A 14,718-nucleotide genomic window follows, 5' to 3' on the forward strand; every position below is an offset into this window, starting at 1 on the left:
CGCCCGAGCCGCCCGACCCGGTCCCCGTCTCCGGGACCCCCTACGCCGGCGCCCCCGGCCCCACCCCGGCCGCGCCCGCCGACGGCCGGCCCACCGTCGACTACGCCCACCCCCGCCGCCGCACCACCAGCGAGGCGCCCGAACCGGCCCCCCGCCCCGCGGCCGCCCCCGCCGACCCCGCCGACCCCGACGGGCCCCCCGTGCCCGTCGCCGGTGACGCCACCGGCTGGTCCATGGACGAGCGGCTCTACAACCAGGTCTGGGGCATGTTCGAGGACCTGGCCCGGAGCGTCGCGGCCTACCGCGGCGCCGTCGACTTCGCCGACTCCCGGCTGGACCGCGAGCTGGACGAGGCCCTGTCCGACCCGCGCCACCGCCTCGGCGGCGCCGGCGGCGACGCCCGGGAGACCGCCCGGGCCCGCCGCGACGACCTGGTCGCCCAGGCCCGCGCCGTCCTGGACCGCGACCTGGCCCAGCTCACCGCCGAGTCCGAGGTGGTCGAACCGGCCCTCCCCGCCGCCTACGCCCGCTGGGACAACCCCGTCTGGCACGGCCAGGGCGTCCCCGAGGAGGGCCCCCTCGCCCTGCGCCTGGGCAACCTCAGCCTGCCCGAGAGCCCCGGACTGAAGATCCCCATGCTGATGCGGCTCCCGATGGAGCGCGGGCTGTGGATCGACAACGGCCGCACCGGCTCCGAAGCCGCCATGACCATGGACACCGACCGGCTGCGCCGCGCCGCCATGGACATGGCCGTCGCCCACGCCGCCCGGCTGCTCGCCGTCCACCCGGCCGGCGGGATCTCCGTCCACGTGATCGACGCGGCCGGCGCCGGCTCCGCCTCCCTGGCCCCGCTGGTCCGCGCCGGGGTGCTGGCCGGGCCGCCCGCGGCGGGCGCCGCCGGGGTGGCCGAGACCCTCACGCGGCTGACCCGCCGGGTGGACCTCGTCCAGATGGCCCTGCGCGCGGGCGCGCCCGAGGACCTGCCCCCGGACCTGGACCCGGCCGAGCAGCTGCTCATCGTGCACGACTTCCCGCACGGCTTCGACGACCGGGCCGTCACCCGATTGCGCTACCTGGCCGACGAGGGCCCCTCGGTCGGCGTGCACCTGCTGATGGTCGCGGACCGCGACGAGGCGTCCGCCTACGGGCCGCTGCTGGACCCCCTGTGGCGCTCGCTGATGAGGCTGTCGCCGGTACCGGACCACCACCTCGCCGACCCCTGGGTCCAGCACGCCTGGACCTTCGAGCCGGACCTCCCGCCGCAGGGCAGCCGGGTCCTCGAGCAGGCACTGGAGCGCGTCGCGCGGGCCCGCTGATGACCATCGGGTGACCCTTCTTTGGGGATCCCTTTACCTTCGACCCCTTCCGCGGGTACTCTGGAGCCTGCGGAGGGGAGTATTCCTGCTATTTCCTGCGCGGCGTGCCCGTCAATACGGACTACTCGGTTCCATCGACGTAGTGGTCCCGGGGCGCCGGCCCGCGGCCCGCGAGCCGCCCGGGTGGAAGAGACCTCCGGCAGCGATGACGCTGACCCTGTGCTGAGCCATCCGCCGGAGGCGTGAATACCGTGGACGTTTCGTTGACCCTATGGGTGCTGACCATTCTCGGTCTGGGCATCCTCATCGGCGCCGACTTCTTCATCGGCCGCAAACCCCATGACGTGTCCATCAAGGAAGCGGGCACCTGGACGGTCGTCTGGATCGTCCTCGCCGTCCTCTTCGGCCTCGGCCTGCTGTTCTTCGGACACGGCCAGGCCTCCCAGGAGTTCTTCGCCGGCTTCATCACCGAGAAGTCCCTGAGCGTGGACAACCTCTTCGTCTTCGTCCTGATCATGGCGAAGTTCTCGGTGCCCTCCCACCTCCAGCAGCGCGTCCTGCTGGTCGGCGTACTGATCGCCCTGGTCCTGCGCGCGGTCTTCATCGCCGCCGGTGCCGCGATCATCACCAGTTTCTCGTGGGTCTTCTACATCTTCGGCGCCTTCCTGATCTACACCGCCTGGAAGCTGATCCAGGAGGCCCGCAAGGACGAGGAGGAAGAGGAGTTCGAGGAGAACCGCCTCCTGAAGTCCATCGAGAAGAAGTTCGGCGTCGCCGACCGCTACCACGGCACCAAGCTGTTCATCCGCGACAACGGCAAGCGGATCCTGACCCCGCTGATGGTGGTCATGCTCGCCATCGGCACCACCGACGTCCTCTTCGCCCTGGACTCCATCCCCGCGATCTTCGGCCTCACCCAGGACCCGTACATCGTCTTCACCGCCAACGCCTTCGCCCTCATGGGCCTGCGCCAGCTGTACTTCCTCATCGGCGGCCTGCTCAAGAAGCTGGTCCACCTCAGCTACGGCCTGTCCGTGATCCTCGGCTTCATCGGCGTCAAGCTGGTGCTGCACGCCCTGCACGAGTCCGGGGTGCACGTCCCGCAGATCTCCATCCCGGTCTCCCTGGGCGTCATCTGCGGCGTCCTGGTGATCACCACGATCACCAGCCTGATCGCCTCCAGGAAGCAGGCGGCGGCCGAAGCCGCCGCCCAGGAGGCCCGGAGCGTGGACGCCTGACCCGGCCGGGCCCCGCCCGGCCTACGCGGGGGCGGCTTCGGCCGCCCCCGCTCCCGTGTCCGCGCCCGTACCGCCCCGGGCGGGGACGGCGGCCGGACGGGTCTCCGGCAGGAGGGCGAAGCAGCCCAGGCTGACCAGGGCCACCACCGTCAGGTACACCGCCACGCCCCACGGCGGGCCGGATCCGTCCGCCAGGGCCGTCGCCACGATCGGGGTCAGCGCCCCGCCGAGGACCCCGCCCAGGTTGTAGCCGACGGCCGCGCCGGTGCAGCGGATCCGCGGCGCGTACAGCTCCGGCAGGTACGCGCCCACCACCGCGTACATCAGGACCATCGCCAGCAGCGCGCCGACGCAGCCCACCGCCACCAGCAGCGGATCCCCACTGCTCAGCAGGGCCACGAACGGGAACATCCACAGCGCGCAGGCGGCACTGCCGGCCAGGCAGAGCGGCCGCCGCCCCCAGCGGTCGCCCAGCGCCGCCAGCGGGGCCGTCACCAGCCCCTTCAGCAGGACGGCGGCCATCACCACGGCCAGCATCAGGGTGCGGTCCATGTGCAGCGGGCCGGTGGTGTAGGCCAGGGACCACGTGGTGACCGCGTAGAAGACGGCGTACCCGACCGACATCGCCCCGCCGGTCAGCAGGAGCAGCCTCCAGTGGCCGCGCAGGACCTCCGGGAGCGGGGCCTCCGCCCGCCGGCCGGTCTCGGTGAGGGCCCGGAACTCCGGGGTCTCCTCCACCGAGCGGCGCAGCCACAGCCCGGCCAGCGCCAGCAGCCCGGCGCACCAGAACGGCACCCGCCAGCCCCACGCGGCGAACCGCGCGTCGCTCAGCAGGCCGGACAGGGCCAGCGTCAGGCCGTTGGCCAGCAGGAACCCGGTGGCCGGACCCATCTGCGGGAAGCTGGACCACAGCCCGCGCCGCCCCTCGGGAGCGTGCTCGGCGGTCAGCAGCACCGCCCCGCCCCACTCCCCGCCGAGCCCGAGCCCCTGGAGGAAGCGCAGCAGGAGCAGCAGCAGGGGCGCGGCGGTCCCGATGGAGGCGTACGAGGGCACGCACCCGACGGCCACCGTGGCCAGGCCGGTCAGCAGCAGCGAGGCGAGCAGCACCGGGCGGCGCCCGTAGCGGTCGCCGACGTGCCCGAAGAGGACGGAGCCCAGGGGGCGGGCGAGGAAGCCGACGCCGAACGTGCCGAAGGCCGCGAGGGTTCCCGCCAGCGGGGAGAACGAGGGGAAGAACAGCGGGCCGAGCACCAGGGCGGCGGCCGTGCCGTAGGCGAAGAAGTCGTAGAACTCGATGGCGGTCCCGACCAGGGAGGCCAGGGCGAGCCGCAGCATCGAGGGACCGGGGGACGGGGAGGGGTGGTGTCGCATGGTGCAGCAACTACACCGGCCGGCCGCCCCGGGACATGCGTTCGGTCGAGGTCGACCGGAAGGAGCGCATGGCCGCCGGATGTTGACGGCGGCACATGCGCCCGTGGGTCACCAGCCCCGCTCGCGCCATTCCGCGAGGTGGGGGCGCTCGGTGCCGAGCATGGTGTCGTTCCCGTGGCCCGGGTAGACCCAGGTCTCGTCGGGCAGCTGCCCGAAGATCTTGGTCTCGACGTCGTCGATCAGGCTGGCGAAGTTCTTCGCGTCGCCCCAGGTGTTGCCGACGCCGCCGGGGAAGAGGCAGTCGCCGGTGAACACGTGCGGGTGCCCGTGCGGGTCGTCGTAGACCAGGGCGATGGAGCCGGGGGTGTGGCCGACCAGGTGGCGGGCGGTCAGGGAGACCCGTCCGACCGTGATCACGTCCCCGTCCTGGACCGGGACGTCCGTGGGGACCGGGATGCCCTCCGCGTCGTAGGCGCCCGCGTAGGTCCGCGCCCCGGTGGCGTCGACGACCTCCCGGAGCGCGCCCCAGTGGTCGCCGTGCCGGTGCGTGGTGACGACGGACGCGATGCCGTCGTCGCCGATCAGGTTCAGCAGCGTGTCCGGCTCGGCCGCCGCGTCGATCAGGAGCTGCTCGCCGGTGGCCCGGCAGCGCAGCAGGTACGCGTTGTTGTTCATGGAACCCACGGCGACCTTGGAGATCATCAGGTCCGCGAGTTCGTGCACGTCGGCGGGACCGCCGACCTTCACCGCTCCGCTGTACGTCATGTCGGAATCCTAGAGCGCGGGGAGTTCGGGCACGGCGTCGCCGGCCTCGATGGCGAGGTGGGCGCCCTTGAGGCCGCGGCCGGCCAGCCAGCCGAGCAGGTCGTCCCGCGCGCCGCTGAGGACCACGGGGGTGCCCTCGGTGCCGCCCGTGCGCGCGACGGTCTCGCCGTCCGGGAACAGGAGGGTGACCGGCGGGACGTCGGGGCGGCCGGACCAGCGGTCGGCGAGGAAGGCGATCTCCCGGTCGGCGAACTCGGCCGGGAGGTCGGAGAGCTCGTAGCCGATGTTCAGGTCGACGTGGTGGAGCTCTACCTCGACGAGCCGGCGGAAGGGCACGTTCGCCGCCAGGTCGGTGACGCCGTTGCGCAGCTCGACGGTGCGCTGCCAGTCCTGGGCGGGCTCGGTGGTGGCGAGGAAGCGGGCCGCGGAATCACGGAGGTCCGTCAGGTGTTCTTCCAGGGGCCGGCCGGAGTCGCGCTCGATGTCCGCGTCGCGGGCGGCGGCGCTCTCGTACATGGGGCGGCCCTCGAAGACGTTGACGAGGGCGTCGGCGTTGCGCGCCAGGTGGGCCAGGATGTGGCCGCGGGTCCAGCCCGGGAGGTGTGACTCCTGGGAGAGGGAGGCGTTGTCCATTTTCGCGACCGCGTTCAGCAGCCGTTTGGTGGCTTCACGTACAGAGGCCAGGTCGTGCACATGATCAGTCATGGGTCCGAGCCTAGTGGCCGGGAGGGCGCCGCCACACGATCGGGTGAAGCCCTCTTGCGCGTGCCGTAAATCGAATGTGCGTGCTATACGCTCGATAGTCCAGACACAGTCCATCGCAGAGGCGCCCCCCATACCCTGGACAAGCCGGGGGCCCGTGCCCCCGCTCTCTCAAGAAAGGTGCGGACCGGCGTGACCGACCGTCTCATCGTTCGTGGCGCTCGCGAGCACAACCTGAAGAACGTCTCGCTCGACCTGCCCCGCGATTCCCTCATCGTCTTCACCGGACTCTCCGGCTCGGGCAAGTCCTCCCTGGCCTTCGACACGATCTTCGCCGAGGGCCAGCGCCGCTACGTCGAGTCGCTCTCGTCGTACGCCCGCCAGTTCCTGGGGCAGATGGACAAGCCCGACGTCGACTTCATCGAGGGCCTCTCCCCGGCCGTCTCGATCGACCAGAAGTCGACCTCGCGCAACCCCCGCTCCACCGTCGGCACGATCACCGAGGTCTACGACTACCTCCGCCTGCTGTTCGCCCGCATCGGCAAGCCGCACTGCCCCGAGTGCCGGCGCCCGATCTCCCGGCAGTCGCCGCAGGCGATCGTCGACAAGGTCCTCGCGCTCCCCGAGGGCAGCCGCTTCCAGGTGCTGTCCCCGCTGGTCCGCGAGCGCAAGGGCGAGTTCGTCGACCTCTTCGCCGACCTCCAGACCAAGGGCTACAGCCGTGCCCGGGTGGACGGCCGGACGATCCAGCTCTCCGAGCCGCCCACGCTGAAGAAGCAGGAGAAGCACACCATCGAGGTGGTCATCGACCGCCTCACCGTCAAGGACAGTGCCAAGCGCCGGCTCACCGACTCCGTCGAGACCGCGCTCGGCCTCTCCGGCGGCATGGTCATCCTGGACTTCGTCGACCTCGCCGAGGACGACCCCGAGCGTGAGCGGATGTACTCCGAGCACCTCTACTGCCCGTACGACGACCTGTCCTTCGAGGAGCTGGAGCCGCGCTCCTTCTCCTTCAACTCGCCCTTCGGCGCCTGCCCCGAGTGCACCGGCATCGGTACGCGCATGGAGGTGGACCCGGAGCTGATCGTCCCGGACGAGGACAAGTCGCTGGACGAGGGCGCGGTCTCGCCCTGGTCGCTGGGCCACACCAAGGACTACTTCCAGCGGCTGGTCGGCGCGCTCGCCGGGGAACTGGGCTTCCGCACCGACATCCCGTGGGCCGGACTGCCGCAGCGGGCCAAGAAGGCCCTGCTGTACGGGCACAAGACCCAGATCGAGGTCCGCTACCGCAACCGGTACGGGCGTGAGCGCGCGTACACCACGGCCTTCGAGGGCGCCGTGCCGTTCGTCAAGCGGCGGCACGCCGAGTCCGAGAGCGACGCCAGCCGCGAGCGCTTCGAGGGCTACATGCGCGAGGTGCCCTGCCCGACCTGTGAGGGCACCCGGCTCAAGCCGATCGTGCTCGCGGTGACGGTGATGGAGCGCTCCATCGCCGAGGTCGCCGCGATGTCGATCAGCGAGTGCGCCGACTTCCTGGGACGGATGAAGCTCGACGCCCGCGACAAGAAGATCGCCGAGCGGGTCCTCAAGGAGGTCAACGAGCGGCTCCGCTTCCTGGTGGACGTGGGCCTGGACTACCTCTCCCTCAACCGCGCCGCCGGCACCCTGTCGGGCGGCGAGGCCCAGCGCATCCGGCTGGCCACGCAGATCGGTTCCGGCCTGGTCGGCGTGCTCTACGTGCTGGACGAGCCGTCCATCGGCCTGCACCAGCGCGACAACCACCGGCTGATCGAGACGCTGGTGCGGCTGCGGGACATGGGCAACACGCTCATCGTCGTCGAGCACGACGAGGACACCATCAAGGTGGCCGACTGGGTCGTGGACATCGGCCCCGGCGCCGGTGAGCACGGCGGCAAGGTGGTGCACAGCGGCTCGCTCAAGGAGCTGCTGAAGAACGGCGAGTCGATGACCGGCCAGTACCTGTCCGGCAAGCGGTCCATCCCCGTACCGGACGTCCGCCGGCCGGTGGACGAGGAGCGCAAGCTCACCGTCCACGGCGCCAAGGAGAACAACCTGCGGGACATCGACGTGTCCTTCCCGCTGGGCGTCCTCACGGCGGTCACGGGCGTGTCGGGCTCCGGCAAGTCGACCCTGGTCAACGACATCCTGTACACGCACCTGGCGCGCGAGCTGAACGGTGCGCGGTCCGTGCCGGGCCGGCACACGCGGGTGGAGGGCGACGACCTGGTCGACAAGGTCGTGCATGTCGACCAGTCCCCGATCGGCCGGACGCCGCGGTCCAACCCGGCGACGTACACGGGCGTCTTCGACCACGTGCGCAAGCTGTTCGCGGAGACGATGGAGGCGAAGGTCCGCGGCTACCTGCCCGGCCGCTTCTCCTTCAACGTCAAGGGCGGCCGGTGCGAGAACTGCTCCGGTGACGGCACGATCAAGATCGAGATGAACTTCCTGCCGGACGTGTACGTCCCGTGCGAGGTCTGCCACGGCGACCGGTACAACCGGGAGACCCTGGAGGTCCACTACAAGGGCAAGTCCATCGCGGAAGTCCTGAACATGCCGATCGAGGAGGCGCTGGAGTTCTTCGAGGCGGTCCCGACGATCGCGCGGCACCTGAAGACGCTGAACGAGGTGGGGCTGGGCTACGTCCGCCTCGGCCAGTCCGCGCCGACCCTGTCGGGCGGCGAGGCGCAGCGCGTGAAGCTGGCGTCGGAGCTGCAGAAGCGGTCGACGGGGCGGACGGTGTACGTGCTGGACGAGCCGACGACGGGTCTCCACTTCGAGGACATCTCGAAGCTGATCAAGGTGCTGTCGGGGCTGGTGGACAAGGGGAACTCGGTGATCGTCATCGAGCACAACCTGGACGTCATCAAGACGGCGGACTGGGTCGTGGACATGGGCCCCGAGGGCGGGTACGGGGGCGGCCTCGTGGTCGCCGAGGGCACGCCGGAGCAGGTCGCGTCGGTGGGCGCGAGCCACACGGGGAAGTTCCTGCGGGACATCCTGGGGGCGGAGCGGATCTCCGACGCCGCGCCGGTTCCGGTGGCCCGGGCCACGCGGAAGAAGGCCGCCCCGGCGAAGAAGGCCGCCCCGGCGAAGAAGGCCGCCCCGGCGAAGAAGGCGGCGCGGGCCCCGCGCAAGGCGTAGCCCGTGGCGGGGCGGGGCCGGGGGTGCCGCTGCGCGGTGCCTCTCCCCGCCCCGCCCTTTCTCCGTTTCCCAGGGCGAGCCCCGGACCCCGGACGTGCGCTTCGCGCCCGTGCGCTCAATCGCCGCGCGGGCTGGATATGGCCGCGCAGCGGCAACATCCAGCCCCGCCAGGGGGCACCTCCCAGCGGTAGCTGGGGGAGTTTGAGGCGCGCCCCCGACACCGCCCGGCCAGGGCCTACGCGGCGACGCCCACCGCGTGGCCCTCCGACGCGGGGTCGGACAGGATGTCCAGGAGGGCCGTCGCCACGTCCGCGCGGGCGATGACCCGGCCGCCCGGGACGTTGCCGTCGAGGGTGCGGCGGTAGTAGCCGGTGCCCAGCCGGTTCAGCAGGCGCGGCGGCCGGACCACCGTCCACCGCAGCCCGCTCGCCTCCGCGATGACGGACTCCATGACCGCGAGGTCCGCGTACAGGTCACGCAGGGCCCAGCGGAGGAGCGGGTAGCCGACCTTGCGGACCAGCAGCCCGTCCCCCTTCGCGTCCGGTGCCAGCGGCGCCGCGCTGACCGCCATCAGCCGCTCTACCCCCGCCCGCCGCATCGCCGCGACCACCGCCCGCAGGGCCGGCCCGGTGACGGGCGCCAGCCGGGCCTGCTTGTTGCTCGCGGAGCCCAGCGCCGAGACCACCGCGTCCTGCCCCGCCAGGACCGGCAGCAGGGCGGACTCGTCCGTGAGGTCCTTCACCACCGCCACGCGCAGCCGCTCCTGCGCGGGTGCGTCCAGCCGGGCGGGGTCGCGGACGACCGCCGTCACCTCGTGGCCAGCCGCCAGGGCCTGCCGGACCACTTCGCGGCCCACGCCGCCCGTCGCTCCGAACACCGTGATCTTCATCGTGGGCCCCTGTCGCCAGTGGTGGGTGAGTGTTCACTCACCCCTCTGTCCACTAGGGTGAGTGAATGCCCACCCCGAAGTCAACCCGCCCTGCCTCCGAGCGACTGCTGGACGCCGCCGAGACCCTCATGCGCACCATCGGCCTCGCCAACACCACCACCAAGGCCATCGCCCGGGAGGCCGGCTGCTCGGAGGCCGCGCTCTACAAGCACTACGCCAACAAGGAGGAGCTGTTCGTGCGGGTGCTCATGGAGCGCACGCCCAACGCCGGGCCGCTCATGGCCGCGCTGGGCGGCGGCCCCGGCGAAGGCCCCCTCCAGGAGGCGCTCGCCGGCATCGCGCGGCACGCCTCGCTGTTCTACGCCGAGGCCGTACCGATGGCCGCCTCCCTGTTCGCCGAGCCCGCCCTGCTCACCCGCCACCGCGAGGGGGTCCACGAGATCGGCCAGGGTCCGCACGTGGTGCGCGACGCCCTCGAAGGACGGCTGCGCCGGGAGCTCGACGCCGGCCGGCTCCGGGCGGACGCCGACCCCCGCGCCGCCGCCGCGCTGCTGCTCGGCGCCTGCTTCCAGCGGGCGTTCTTCCTGCACTTCTCCGGAGCCGAGACCGTCCAGCCGGTCGAGGAGTTCGCCCCCGCGCTCGCCCGTACCCTGTGGGCCGCTATCGGCTGAGGCCGAGCTCGGCCGCGTACGGCGGCTCGCAGCCGGCCCGGGTGCAGGTCAGCGCGGCCGCGTGGGCCGCGTACGCCAGCACGTCGGGCCAGTCCACCGCGCCGGGGTCCGCAGCCCCGGCCAGCCGGTGCAGCAGCGCCGCGTTGACGGTGTCGCCCGCGCCGATCGTGTCCGCGACCGTCACCGGACGGGCCGCCGCACTGTGCTCGGCCCCGTCCGCCGTCCACACCGTCAGCCCCGCCGCGCCCCGGGTCAGCACCACCGCCGAGGGCCCCGCGGCCAGCCAGTCCCCGACCCGGCCGCCCAGCCAGTGCGCGTCCTCCTCCGACAGCTTCAGCACGGACACGTACGGCAGCCGCTCCAGGAACCGCGCCCGGTAGCCGGCCGGGTCCGCGATCAGGGCCGGGCGGATGTTGGGGTCCAGCAGGGTCAGCAGGCCGCGCCCCGACTCCCGCCGCAGCAGCGCCTCGTACGCGCTGGCCCCCGGCTCCAGCACCAGCGAGCAGGTCCCCAGTGCCAGGGCCCGCGCCCCCGGCGGCAGCGCGGGCGGCAGGGCGAACAGCCGGTCGGCGGTGCCCTCCACGTAGAACCCGTACACGGCCGAACCGTCCGGGCCCAGCGAGGGCACGGCCAGCGTGGTCGGCTCGGGCCCCCGCTGCACCAGCGCGAGGTCCACCCCGGCGGCCCGCAGCCCGGCCAGCAGGACCTCGCCGAAGCCGTCCGCCGACACCCGGGAGCAGAAGGCCACGGGAGCTCCGAGGCGGCCCAGCGCCAGGGCGGTGTTGTACGGCCCGCCCCCGGGCCGTGGCAGCAGCGCGCCCGGCGGCTCCGCCAGGGGCACGAGGTCGATCAGGGCTTCTCCGCCGACGACGATCACGCGGGGGAAGCTATCCCATCGGGCGCCGGTATGGTCGGGTGGGCCCCGCCCGGGGCCCGCCACCTCGTGCCAGGAGAACCACATGTCCGCGTCCCAGCCCGCCGCCCGCCGTACCGTCCTCAAGGGCGCCGCCGCGCTCGCCGGGGCCGTGGGCGCGGGGACGGCGCTCTCCGCCTGCTCGGCCGGGGGCGGCAGCGGCGCGGGCGGCCCCGCCGTCCCGAAGGAGCCGGTCGAGCTGGGCGCCGCCACGGAGGTCCCGGTCGGCGGCGCGAAGCTGTTCCGCGAGCACAAGCTCGTCGTCAGCTGCCCGGCGGCGGGCCAGTACAAGGCGTTCAGCGCCCAGTGCACCCACGCGGGCTGCGTCCTCGACACGATCGACAAGGGCGAGGGCAACTGCCCCTGCCACGGCAGCCGCTTCGACGTCACCACGGGCAAGGTCCTGCGCGGCCCCGCCTCCGACCCCCTCCCGGCCGTCCCGGTCAAGGCGGAGAACGGCAAGCTGATCGCGGGCTGACCCGGCCCGCCCCGCACGGCACGGCCCCTACGCCGACTCCAGCCGCCTGGTCCACCACGGATCACCGGGCGGGGCGAAGGGGTCGGGCAGGGTACGGGCGAGGAAACGGGCGTCCAGCGGCGCCAGCACCGCGCGCAGCTCCCGGGCCGCAGGCCGGGGGAGGACCAGGCAGGCGGCCTCCAGCACCTCCCGCACGGCCGCTCCCGCGAACGGGTCGCAGCACGCGCAGCAGTCGTCCGAGGCGTACATCACCCACGGTCCTGGCTGGTACGCGAGGGCGCGCCAGCGGCCCCACGCCTCGAAGAGGGGGCCGGGCCAGGAGGCCCGGCGCTCGATCCGGGCGATCCGGGCGAGGGCCGGGCCCGAGAGTCCGGGTATGACCTGCCGCCCGTCCTGCGGGCGGCGTCCGCGTGGCAGGTCGCGCCTCACCTGCGCCGGGGACCTACGCGGCATGTGCCTTTCGGATGTCGTTCACGGGCGTCATCCTGCCGCACCGCCCGTGCCCGCGCCCGCCCTTTTCCGAGGGCCCGCTCCTACCCCCAGTCCCAGGCGATGCCCAGGATCCCCGGGCGGACCGCCTGTTCCACCAGGTGGACCGCGCGGTGGCCGCCGCTGGGGGTGAGGTCGGCCAGGGCTCGTCGCGGGGCCTGCGGGGAGGTGCGGGCGAAGCGGTGGCAGCGGACCGGCAGGGCCGCCTCGTCGAAGCGGACCTGGAGCATGTACTGGCCGCCCGCGTAGCTGAACCCGCGCACGTACTCCGTGCTGCGCGCGCCCGTGCCGTCCTCGACGCCGTAGCCGAAGACGTACGTGTCGCCGCGCCGCAGCCGCGCGTCGAAGAGGAGCTCCGCCACCACCACCCCGGCCTCCGGGTGGCAGCGCACCCGGCCCGTGCGGCAGTTCTCGTACGCCGTCACCGCCACCCGGGCCGCGTCGCAGCCGGGGTCGCCGTGGTGGACGGCCAGGTAGCGGTCGACCCCGTCGCGGTGGGCCCGGACGATCTGCTGCGACTCGCGCGTGCGCAGTTCGCCGGCCGGGCCGATGCGGACCCGCTCGTGGTGGCCGACCGAGTGCAGGCCGCCGTCCGCCGGCAGCTCCATCGCCGCCAGCAGCCCCTCCACGGCCCCGCCGACGCTCACCAGCGCCCGGTAGGAGCGGGCGGCCGGGCGGGGCGGGCCGGGGGGCGGGGCCGGTTCGGCCAGCAGGCGCAGCAGGGAGCCCCGGGGCACGTCCAGGATCTCCTCCAGGGCGGACACCGCCCGCAGCGACTCCCGGTGGCGCGGGCGCCGGGCGCCCTGCTGCCAGTAGCTGAGGCTGGTCACCCCGAGCTTGATGCCGCGCGCCGCGAGCCGGTGCTGCACCCGGTGCAGGGGCAGTCCGCGCGCGGCGAGGGCGGCGCGCAGGGCGAGGTGGAAGGGGCCGGCGTGCAGCAGCCGGCCGAGTCCGGCCGCGTCGACGGGGTCCGCCGGAACGGGCGTGTCGCCGGTCGGCCGCATGGCGACTCTCCTCTGTGAACGTTCACACGCGCCGGGGTGGGGGGCCGGGCCGTGGGTCGGGGAGACCAGGTGGAACGAGAGCAACCGTTCACACCGCAGCCCCACCGTTCACACTGCAATGTCACCGCGTATTGAAGCGTGTTGACCTGATCGCGACAACACCCTGATGCTCCTCCACAGCGTCCGGACGCGCTCCTCCATCCCCCCACCACCTCGAGTCCCCACCTCGGGAGGAACGCGATGCGCAACAGAAGAGGGCGGCTTTCGCCGGCCGCCTCGCTGATATCCGCCCTGCTGCTCGTACTGCTGCCCCTCGGTCTCGGCGCCGGCACCGCCACCGCCGCCCCGGCCGCGGACCCGGGCGCCGCCGCCCGGGCACTGGCGTACAAGCGGCTCGACATCACCATGCAGGCACAGCAGAAGAACAACTGGTGCTGGGCCGCGAGCGGCAACACCATCGCCACCTGGTTCGGCCGCACCTACAGCCAGAACCAGTTCTGCAACGCCGCCTTCAACCGCCAGCAGGGCACCGAGTGCCCCAACAACCAGGCCACGCTGGGCAACGTCCAGACCGCGCTGCGCTGGGCCGGCATCAACTCCGGCAGCTACGTGACCGGCTGGCTCCAGTACTCCACCGTCCAGACCGAGATCAACGCCAACCGGCCCGTCGAGACCCGGATCCAGTGGTCGGGCGGCGGCGGCCACATGCACGTCCTCTACGGGTACGACACCGCGAGCAGCTGGGTCTACTGGGGCGACCCCTGGCCCTCCAACGACCGCTACAACTGGGCCTCGCACGCCTGGTACGTGGACAACGACACCTTCTCCTGGACCCACTCCCTCTACCGGATCGGGGCGTGACCGCGTGACCGCCAAGACCGCACGCGCCGCCGCCGTGGCCCTCGCGGCCGCCGCCCTGACCGCCGCCCTGGGCGGGCCGGCCTCGGCCGCGCCCGTCCCGCAGCCGCAGACCGCCACCGCCGAGAACCGGGCCGCCGCCCACGAGGCCGCCGCCGCGCCGGACACCCTGGCGACCCTGTCCAGGTTCTTCGCCCGGGAGGGGAAGGTCTCGGTGGCCGCCGCCCGGCCCCGGATCGAGGGGGACGCGGTCCCCGTCAGCTACCTGGCGCCGGAGTTCGTCGCCGGGAAGGCCGGGGCCCCGGTGGCCCGGCTGGAGTTCCTCGCGTCCGAGGCCGTGTCCTCGGACGGGCAGAAGGCGGCCCTGTGGACCGCGAAGACCGGGGCCGGCTGGCAGGTCGTGAACATCGCCACCGGCGACGACGAGTTCCGCTACGCGGCGCTGGGAGCCGCGAAACTGCCCGGCGGGACCGTGTTCCGGGAGCCGCAGATCGACGCCTGGTACGTCGCCGGGGGCGAGCGGGTGCTGCCGCTGGACGAGGACGCCGTGCGGGCCGTGGGCCCGGCCGGGGTCTCGCTCGGGGCGTACCGGGCGCGGGTCGTCAAGGCGTACGGGGACAAGCTGCCGGGCTCCGCGTACGCGCAGCGGGGCCTGGCGGGGGGCTTCGCCGAGGCGGCTGCGCCGCCCGGAGGCGGTGCCGGTGCCGGTGCCTTCGAGACCGGGGGCGCCGCTGAGGCCGCCGGTGCCGGTGGTGGGCCGGGGGTGGTGCTCGCCGGCGGCGCCGGGGCGCTGGCGCTGGGCGCGGCGGGGGCCGTCGCCCTGCTGCGGCGGCGCCGCACCGCCGGGGGGTGACCCCGG

The 14,718-nt window shown here is 73.4% G+C and carries 13 protein-coding genes and 1 pseudogene; 7 read left to right on the forward strand and 7 right to left on the reverse strand.

Annotation, left to right across the window (positions count from 1 at the left end):
• Positions 1–1,316: pseudogene (locus ACFVXK_RS22220) on the forward strand (export associated protein); the annotation flags it as partial.
• Positions 1,317–1,567: 251 nt separating this feature from the next.
• Positions 1,568–2,554: a TerC family protein gene (locus ACFVXK_RS22225; RefSeq protein WP_389614215.1), complete on the forward strand. Its 987-nt coding sequence runs from the start codon at positions 1,568–1,570 to the stop codon at positions 2,552–2,554.
• A 21-nt stretch (positions 2,555–2,575) separates the two neighbouring features.
• Here the strand turns inward: ACFVXK_RS22225 and ACFVXK_RS22230 are convergent, their stop codons facing one another.
• The 3 genes from ACFVXK_RS22230 to ACFVXK_RS22240 form a co-directional block, all read right to left on the reverse strand.
• The gene (locus ACFVXK_RS22230; RefSeq protein ID WP_389614251.1) at positions 2,576–3,889 is read right to left on the reverse strand and encodes an MFS transporter; all 1,314 of its coding nucleotides are present in this window, start codon (positions 3,887–3,889) and stop codon (positions 2,576–2,578) included.
• 144 nt (positions 3,890–4,033) lie between these two features.
• Positions 4,034–4,690 (reverse strand): MBL fold metallo-hydrolase, encoded by a 657-nt coding sequence (locus ACFVXK_RS22235; protein ID WP_389614217.1) that lies wholly within the window; start codon positions 4,688–4,690, stop codon positions 4,034–4,036.
• Between the two features lie 9 nt (positions 4,691–4,699).
• Positions 4,700–5,395 carry a maleylpyruvate isomerase family mycothiol-dependent enzyme gene (locus ACFVXK_RS22240; protein WP_389614219.1) on the reverse strand — a complete coding sequence of 232 codons (696 nt, stop codon included), beginning with the start codon at positions 5,393–5,395 and terminating at the stop codon, positions 4,700–4,702.
• A 189-nt stretch (positions 5,396–5,584) separates the two neighbouring features.
• Here ACFVXK_RS22240 and uvrA point away from each other — a divergent pair, with 189 nt between their 5' ends.
• Entirely contained in the window at positions 5,585–8,557 is a 2,973-nt protein-coding gene (gene uvrA, locus ACFVXK_RS22245; protein ID WP_389614220.1) for an excinuclease ABC subunit UvrA, read from the forward strand.
• Between the two features lie 235 nt (positions 8,558–8,792).
• Here uvrA and ACFVXK_RS22250 read toward each other — a convergent pair whose 3' ends face one another.
• On the reverse strand, positions 8,793–9,446 hold the full coding sequence (locus tag ACFVXK_RS22250; RefSeq protein ID WP_389614222.1) for an NAD(P)-dependent oxidoreductase: 654 nt from the start codon (positions 9,444–9,446) through the stop codon (positions 8,793–8,795).
• Between the two features lie 65 nt (positions 9,447–9,511).
• On the opposite strand from ACFVXK_RS22250, the gene ACFVXK_RS22255 reads away from it, so the two are divergent.
• On the forward strand, positions 9,512–10,117 hold the full coding sequence (locus tag ACFVXK_RS22255) for a TetR/AcrR family transcriptional regulator (protein WP_389614224.1): 606 nt from the start codon (positions 9,512–9,514) through the stop codon (positions 10,115–10,117).
• Here the strand turns inward: ACFVXK_RS22255 and ACFVXK_RS22260 are convergent.
• Positions 10,107–10,994: a carbohydrate kinase gene (locus ACFVXK_RS22260; RefSeq protein ID WP_389614225.1), complete on the reverse strand. Its 888-nt coding sequence runs from the start codon at positions 10,992–10,994 to the stop codon at positions 10,107–10,109. The genes ACFVXK_RS22255 and ACFVXK_RS22260 overlap by 11 nt on opposite strands.
• Positions 10,995–11,076: 82 nt before the next feature.
• On the opposite strand from ACFVXK_RS22260, the gene ACFVXK_RS22265 reads away from it, so the two are divergent.
• Entirely contained in the window at positions 11,077–11,508 is a 432-nt protein-coding gene (locus ACFVXK_RS22265; RefSeq protein ID WP_389614227.1) for a Rieske (2Fe-2S) protein, read from the forward strand.
• A gap of 27 nt (positions 11,509–11,535) precedes the next feature.
• On the opposite strand, the gene ACFVXK_RS22270 is transcribed toward ACFVXK_RS22265, so the two are convergent.
• Both ACFVXK_RS22270 and ACFVXK_RS22275 read right to left on the reverse strand, forming a co-directional pair.
• Entirely contained in the window at positions 11,536–11,937 is a 402-nt protein-coding gene (locus ACFVXK_RS22270) for a hypothetical protein (protein ID WP_389614229.1), read from the reverse strand.
• A gap of 104 nt (positions 11,938–12,041) precedes the next feature.
• Entirely contained in the window at positions 12,042–13,001 is a 960-nt protein-coding gene (locus ACFVXK_RS22275) for a hypothetical protein (protein WP_389614231.1), read from the reverse strand.
• A 240-nt stretch (positions 13,002–13,241) separates the two neighbouring features.
• Here ACFVXK_RS22275 and ACFVXK_RS22280 point away from each other — a divergent pair, with 240 nt between their 5' ends.
• Together ACFVXK_RS22280 and ACFVXK_RS22285 are read left to right on the forward strand one after the other, a co-directional pair.
• Positions 13,242–13,862: a papain-like cysteine protease family protein gene (locus ACFVXK_RS22280; RefSeq protein WP_389614233.1), complete on the forward strand. Its 621-nt coding sequence runs from the start codon at positions 13,242–13,244 to the stop codon at positions 13,860–13,862.
• Between the two features lie 4 nt (positions 13,863–13,866).
• Positions 13,867–14,712: a hypothetical protein gene (locus tag ACFVXK_RS22285; protein ID WP_389614235.1), complete on the forward strand. Its 846-nt coding sequence runs from the start codon at positions 13,867–13,869 to the stop codon at positions 14,710–14,712.
• The last annotated feature ends 6 nt before the right edge of the window (positions 14,713–14,718 follow it).

This window comes from Streptomyces sp. NPDC058157 (assembly GCF_042884105.1).
Classification (GTDB): Bacteria; Actinomycetota; Actinomycetes; order Streptomycetales; family Streptomycetaceae; genus Streptomyces.

Excerpts from the sequence above, each read along its gene's own strand:
- ACFVXK_RS22230 (WP_389614251.1), bottom strand. The coding sequence starts at position 3,889 with ATGCTGCGGCTCGCCCTGGCCTCCCTGGTCGGGACCGCCATCGAGTTC.
- ACFVXK_RS22235 (WP_389614217.1), bottom strand. The coding sequence starts at position 4,690 with ATGACGTACAGCGGAGCGGTGAAGGTCGGCGGTCCCGCCGACGTGCAC.
- ACFVXK_RS22240 (WP_389614219.1), bottom strand. The coding sequence starts at position 5,395 with ATGACTGATCATGTGCACGACCTGGCCTCTGTACGTGAAGCCACCAAA.
- ACFVXK_RS22250 (WP_389614222.1), bottom strand. The coding sequence starts at position 9,446 with ATGAAGATCACGGTGTTCGGAGCGACGGGCGGCGTGGGCCGCGAAGTG.
- ACFVXK_RS22255 (WP_389614224.1), top strand. The coding sequence starts at position 9,512 with ATGCCCACCCCGAAGTCAACCCGCCCTGCCTCCGAGCGACTGCTGGAC.
- ACFVXK_RS22265 (WP_389614227.1), top strand. The coding sequence starts at position 11,077 with ATGTCCGCGTCCCAGCCCGCCGCCCGCCGTACCGTCCTCAAGGGCGCC.
- ACFVXK_RS22275 (WP_389614231.1), bottom strand. The coding sequence starts at position 13,001 with ATGCGGCCGACCGGCGACACGCCCGTTCCGGCGGACCCCGTCGACGCG.
- ACFVXK_RS22280 (WP_389614233.1), top strand. The coding sequence starts at position 13,242 with ATGCGCAACAGAAGAGGGCGGCTTTCGCCGGCCGCCTCGCTGATATCC.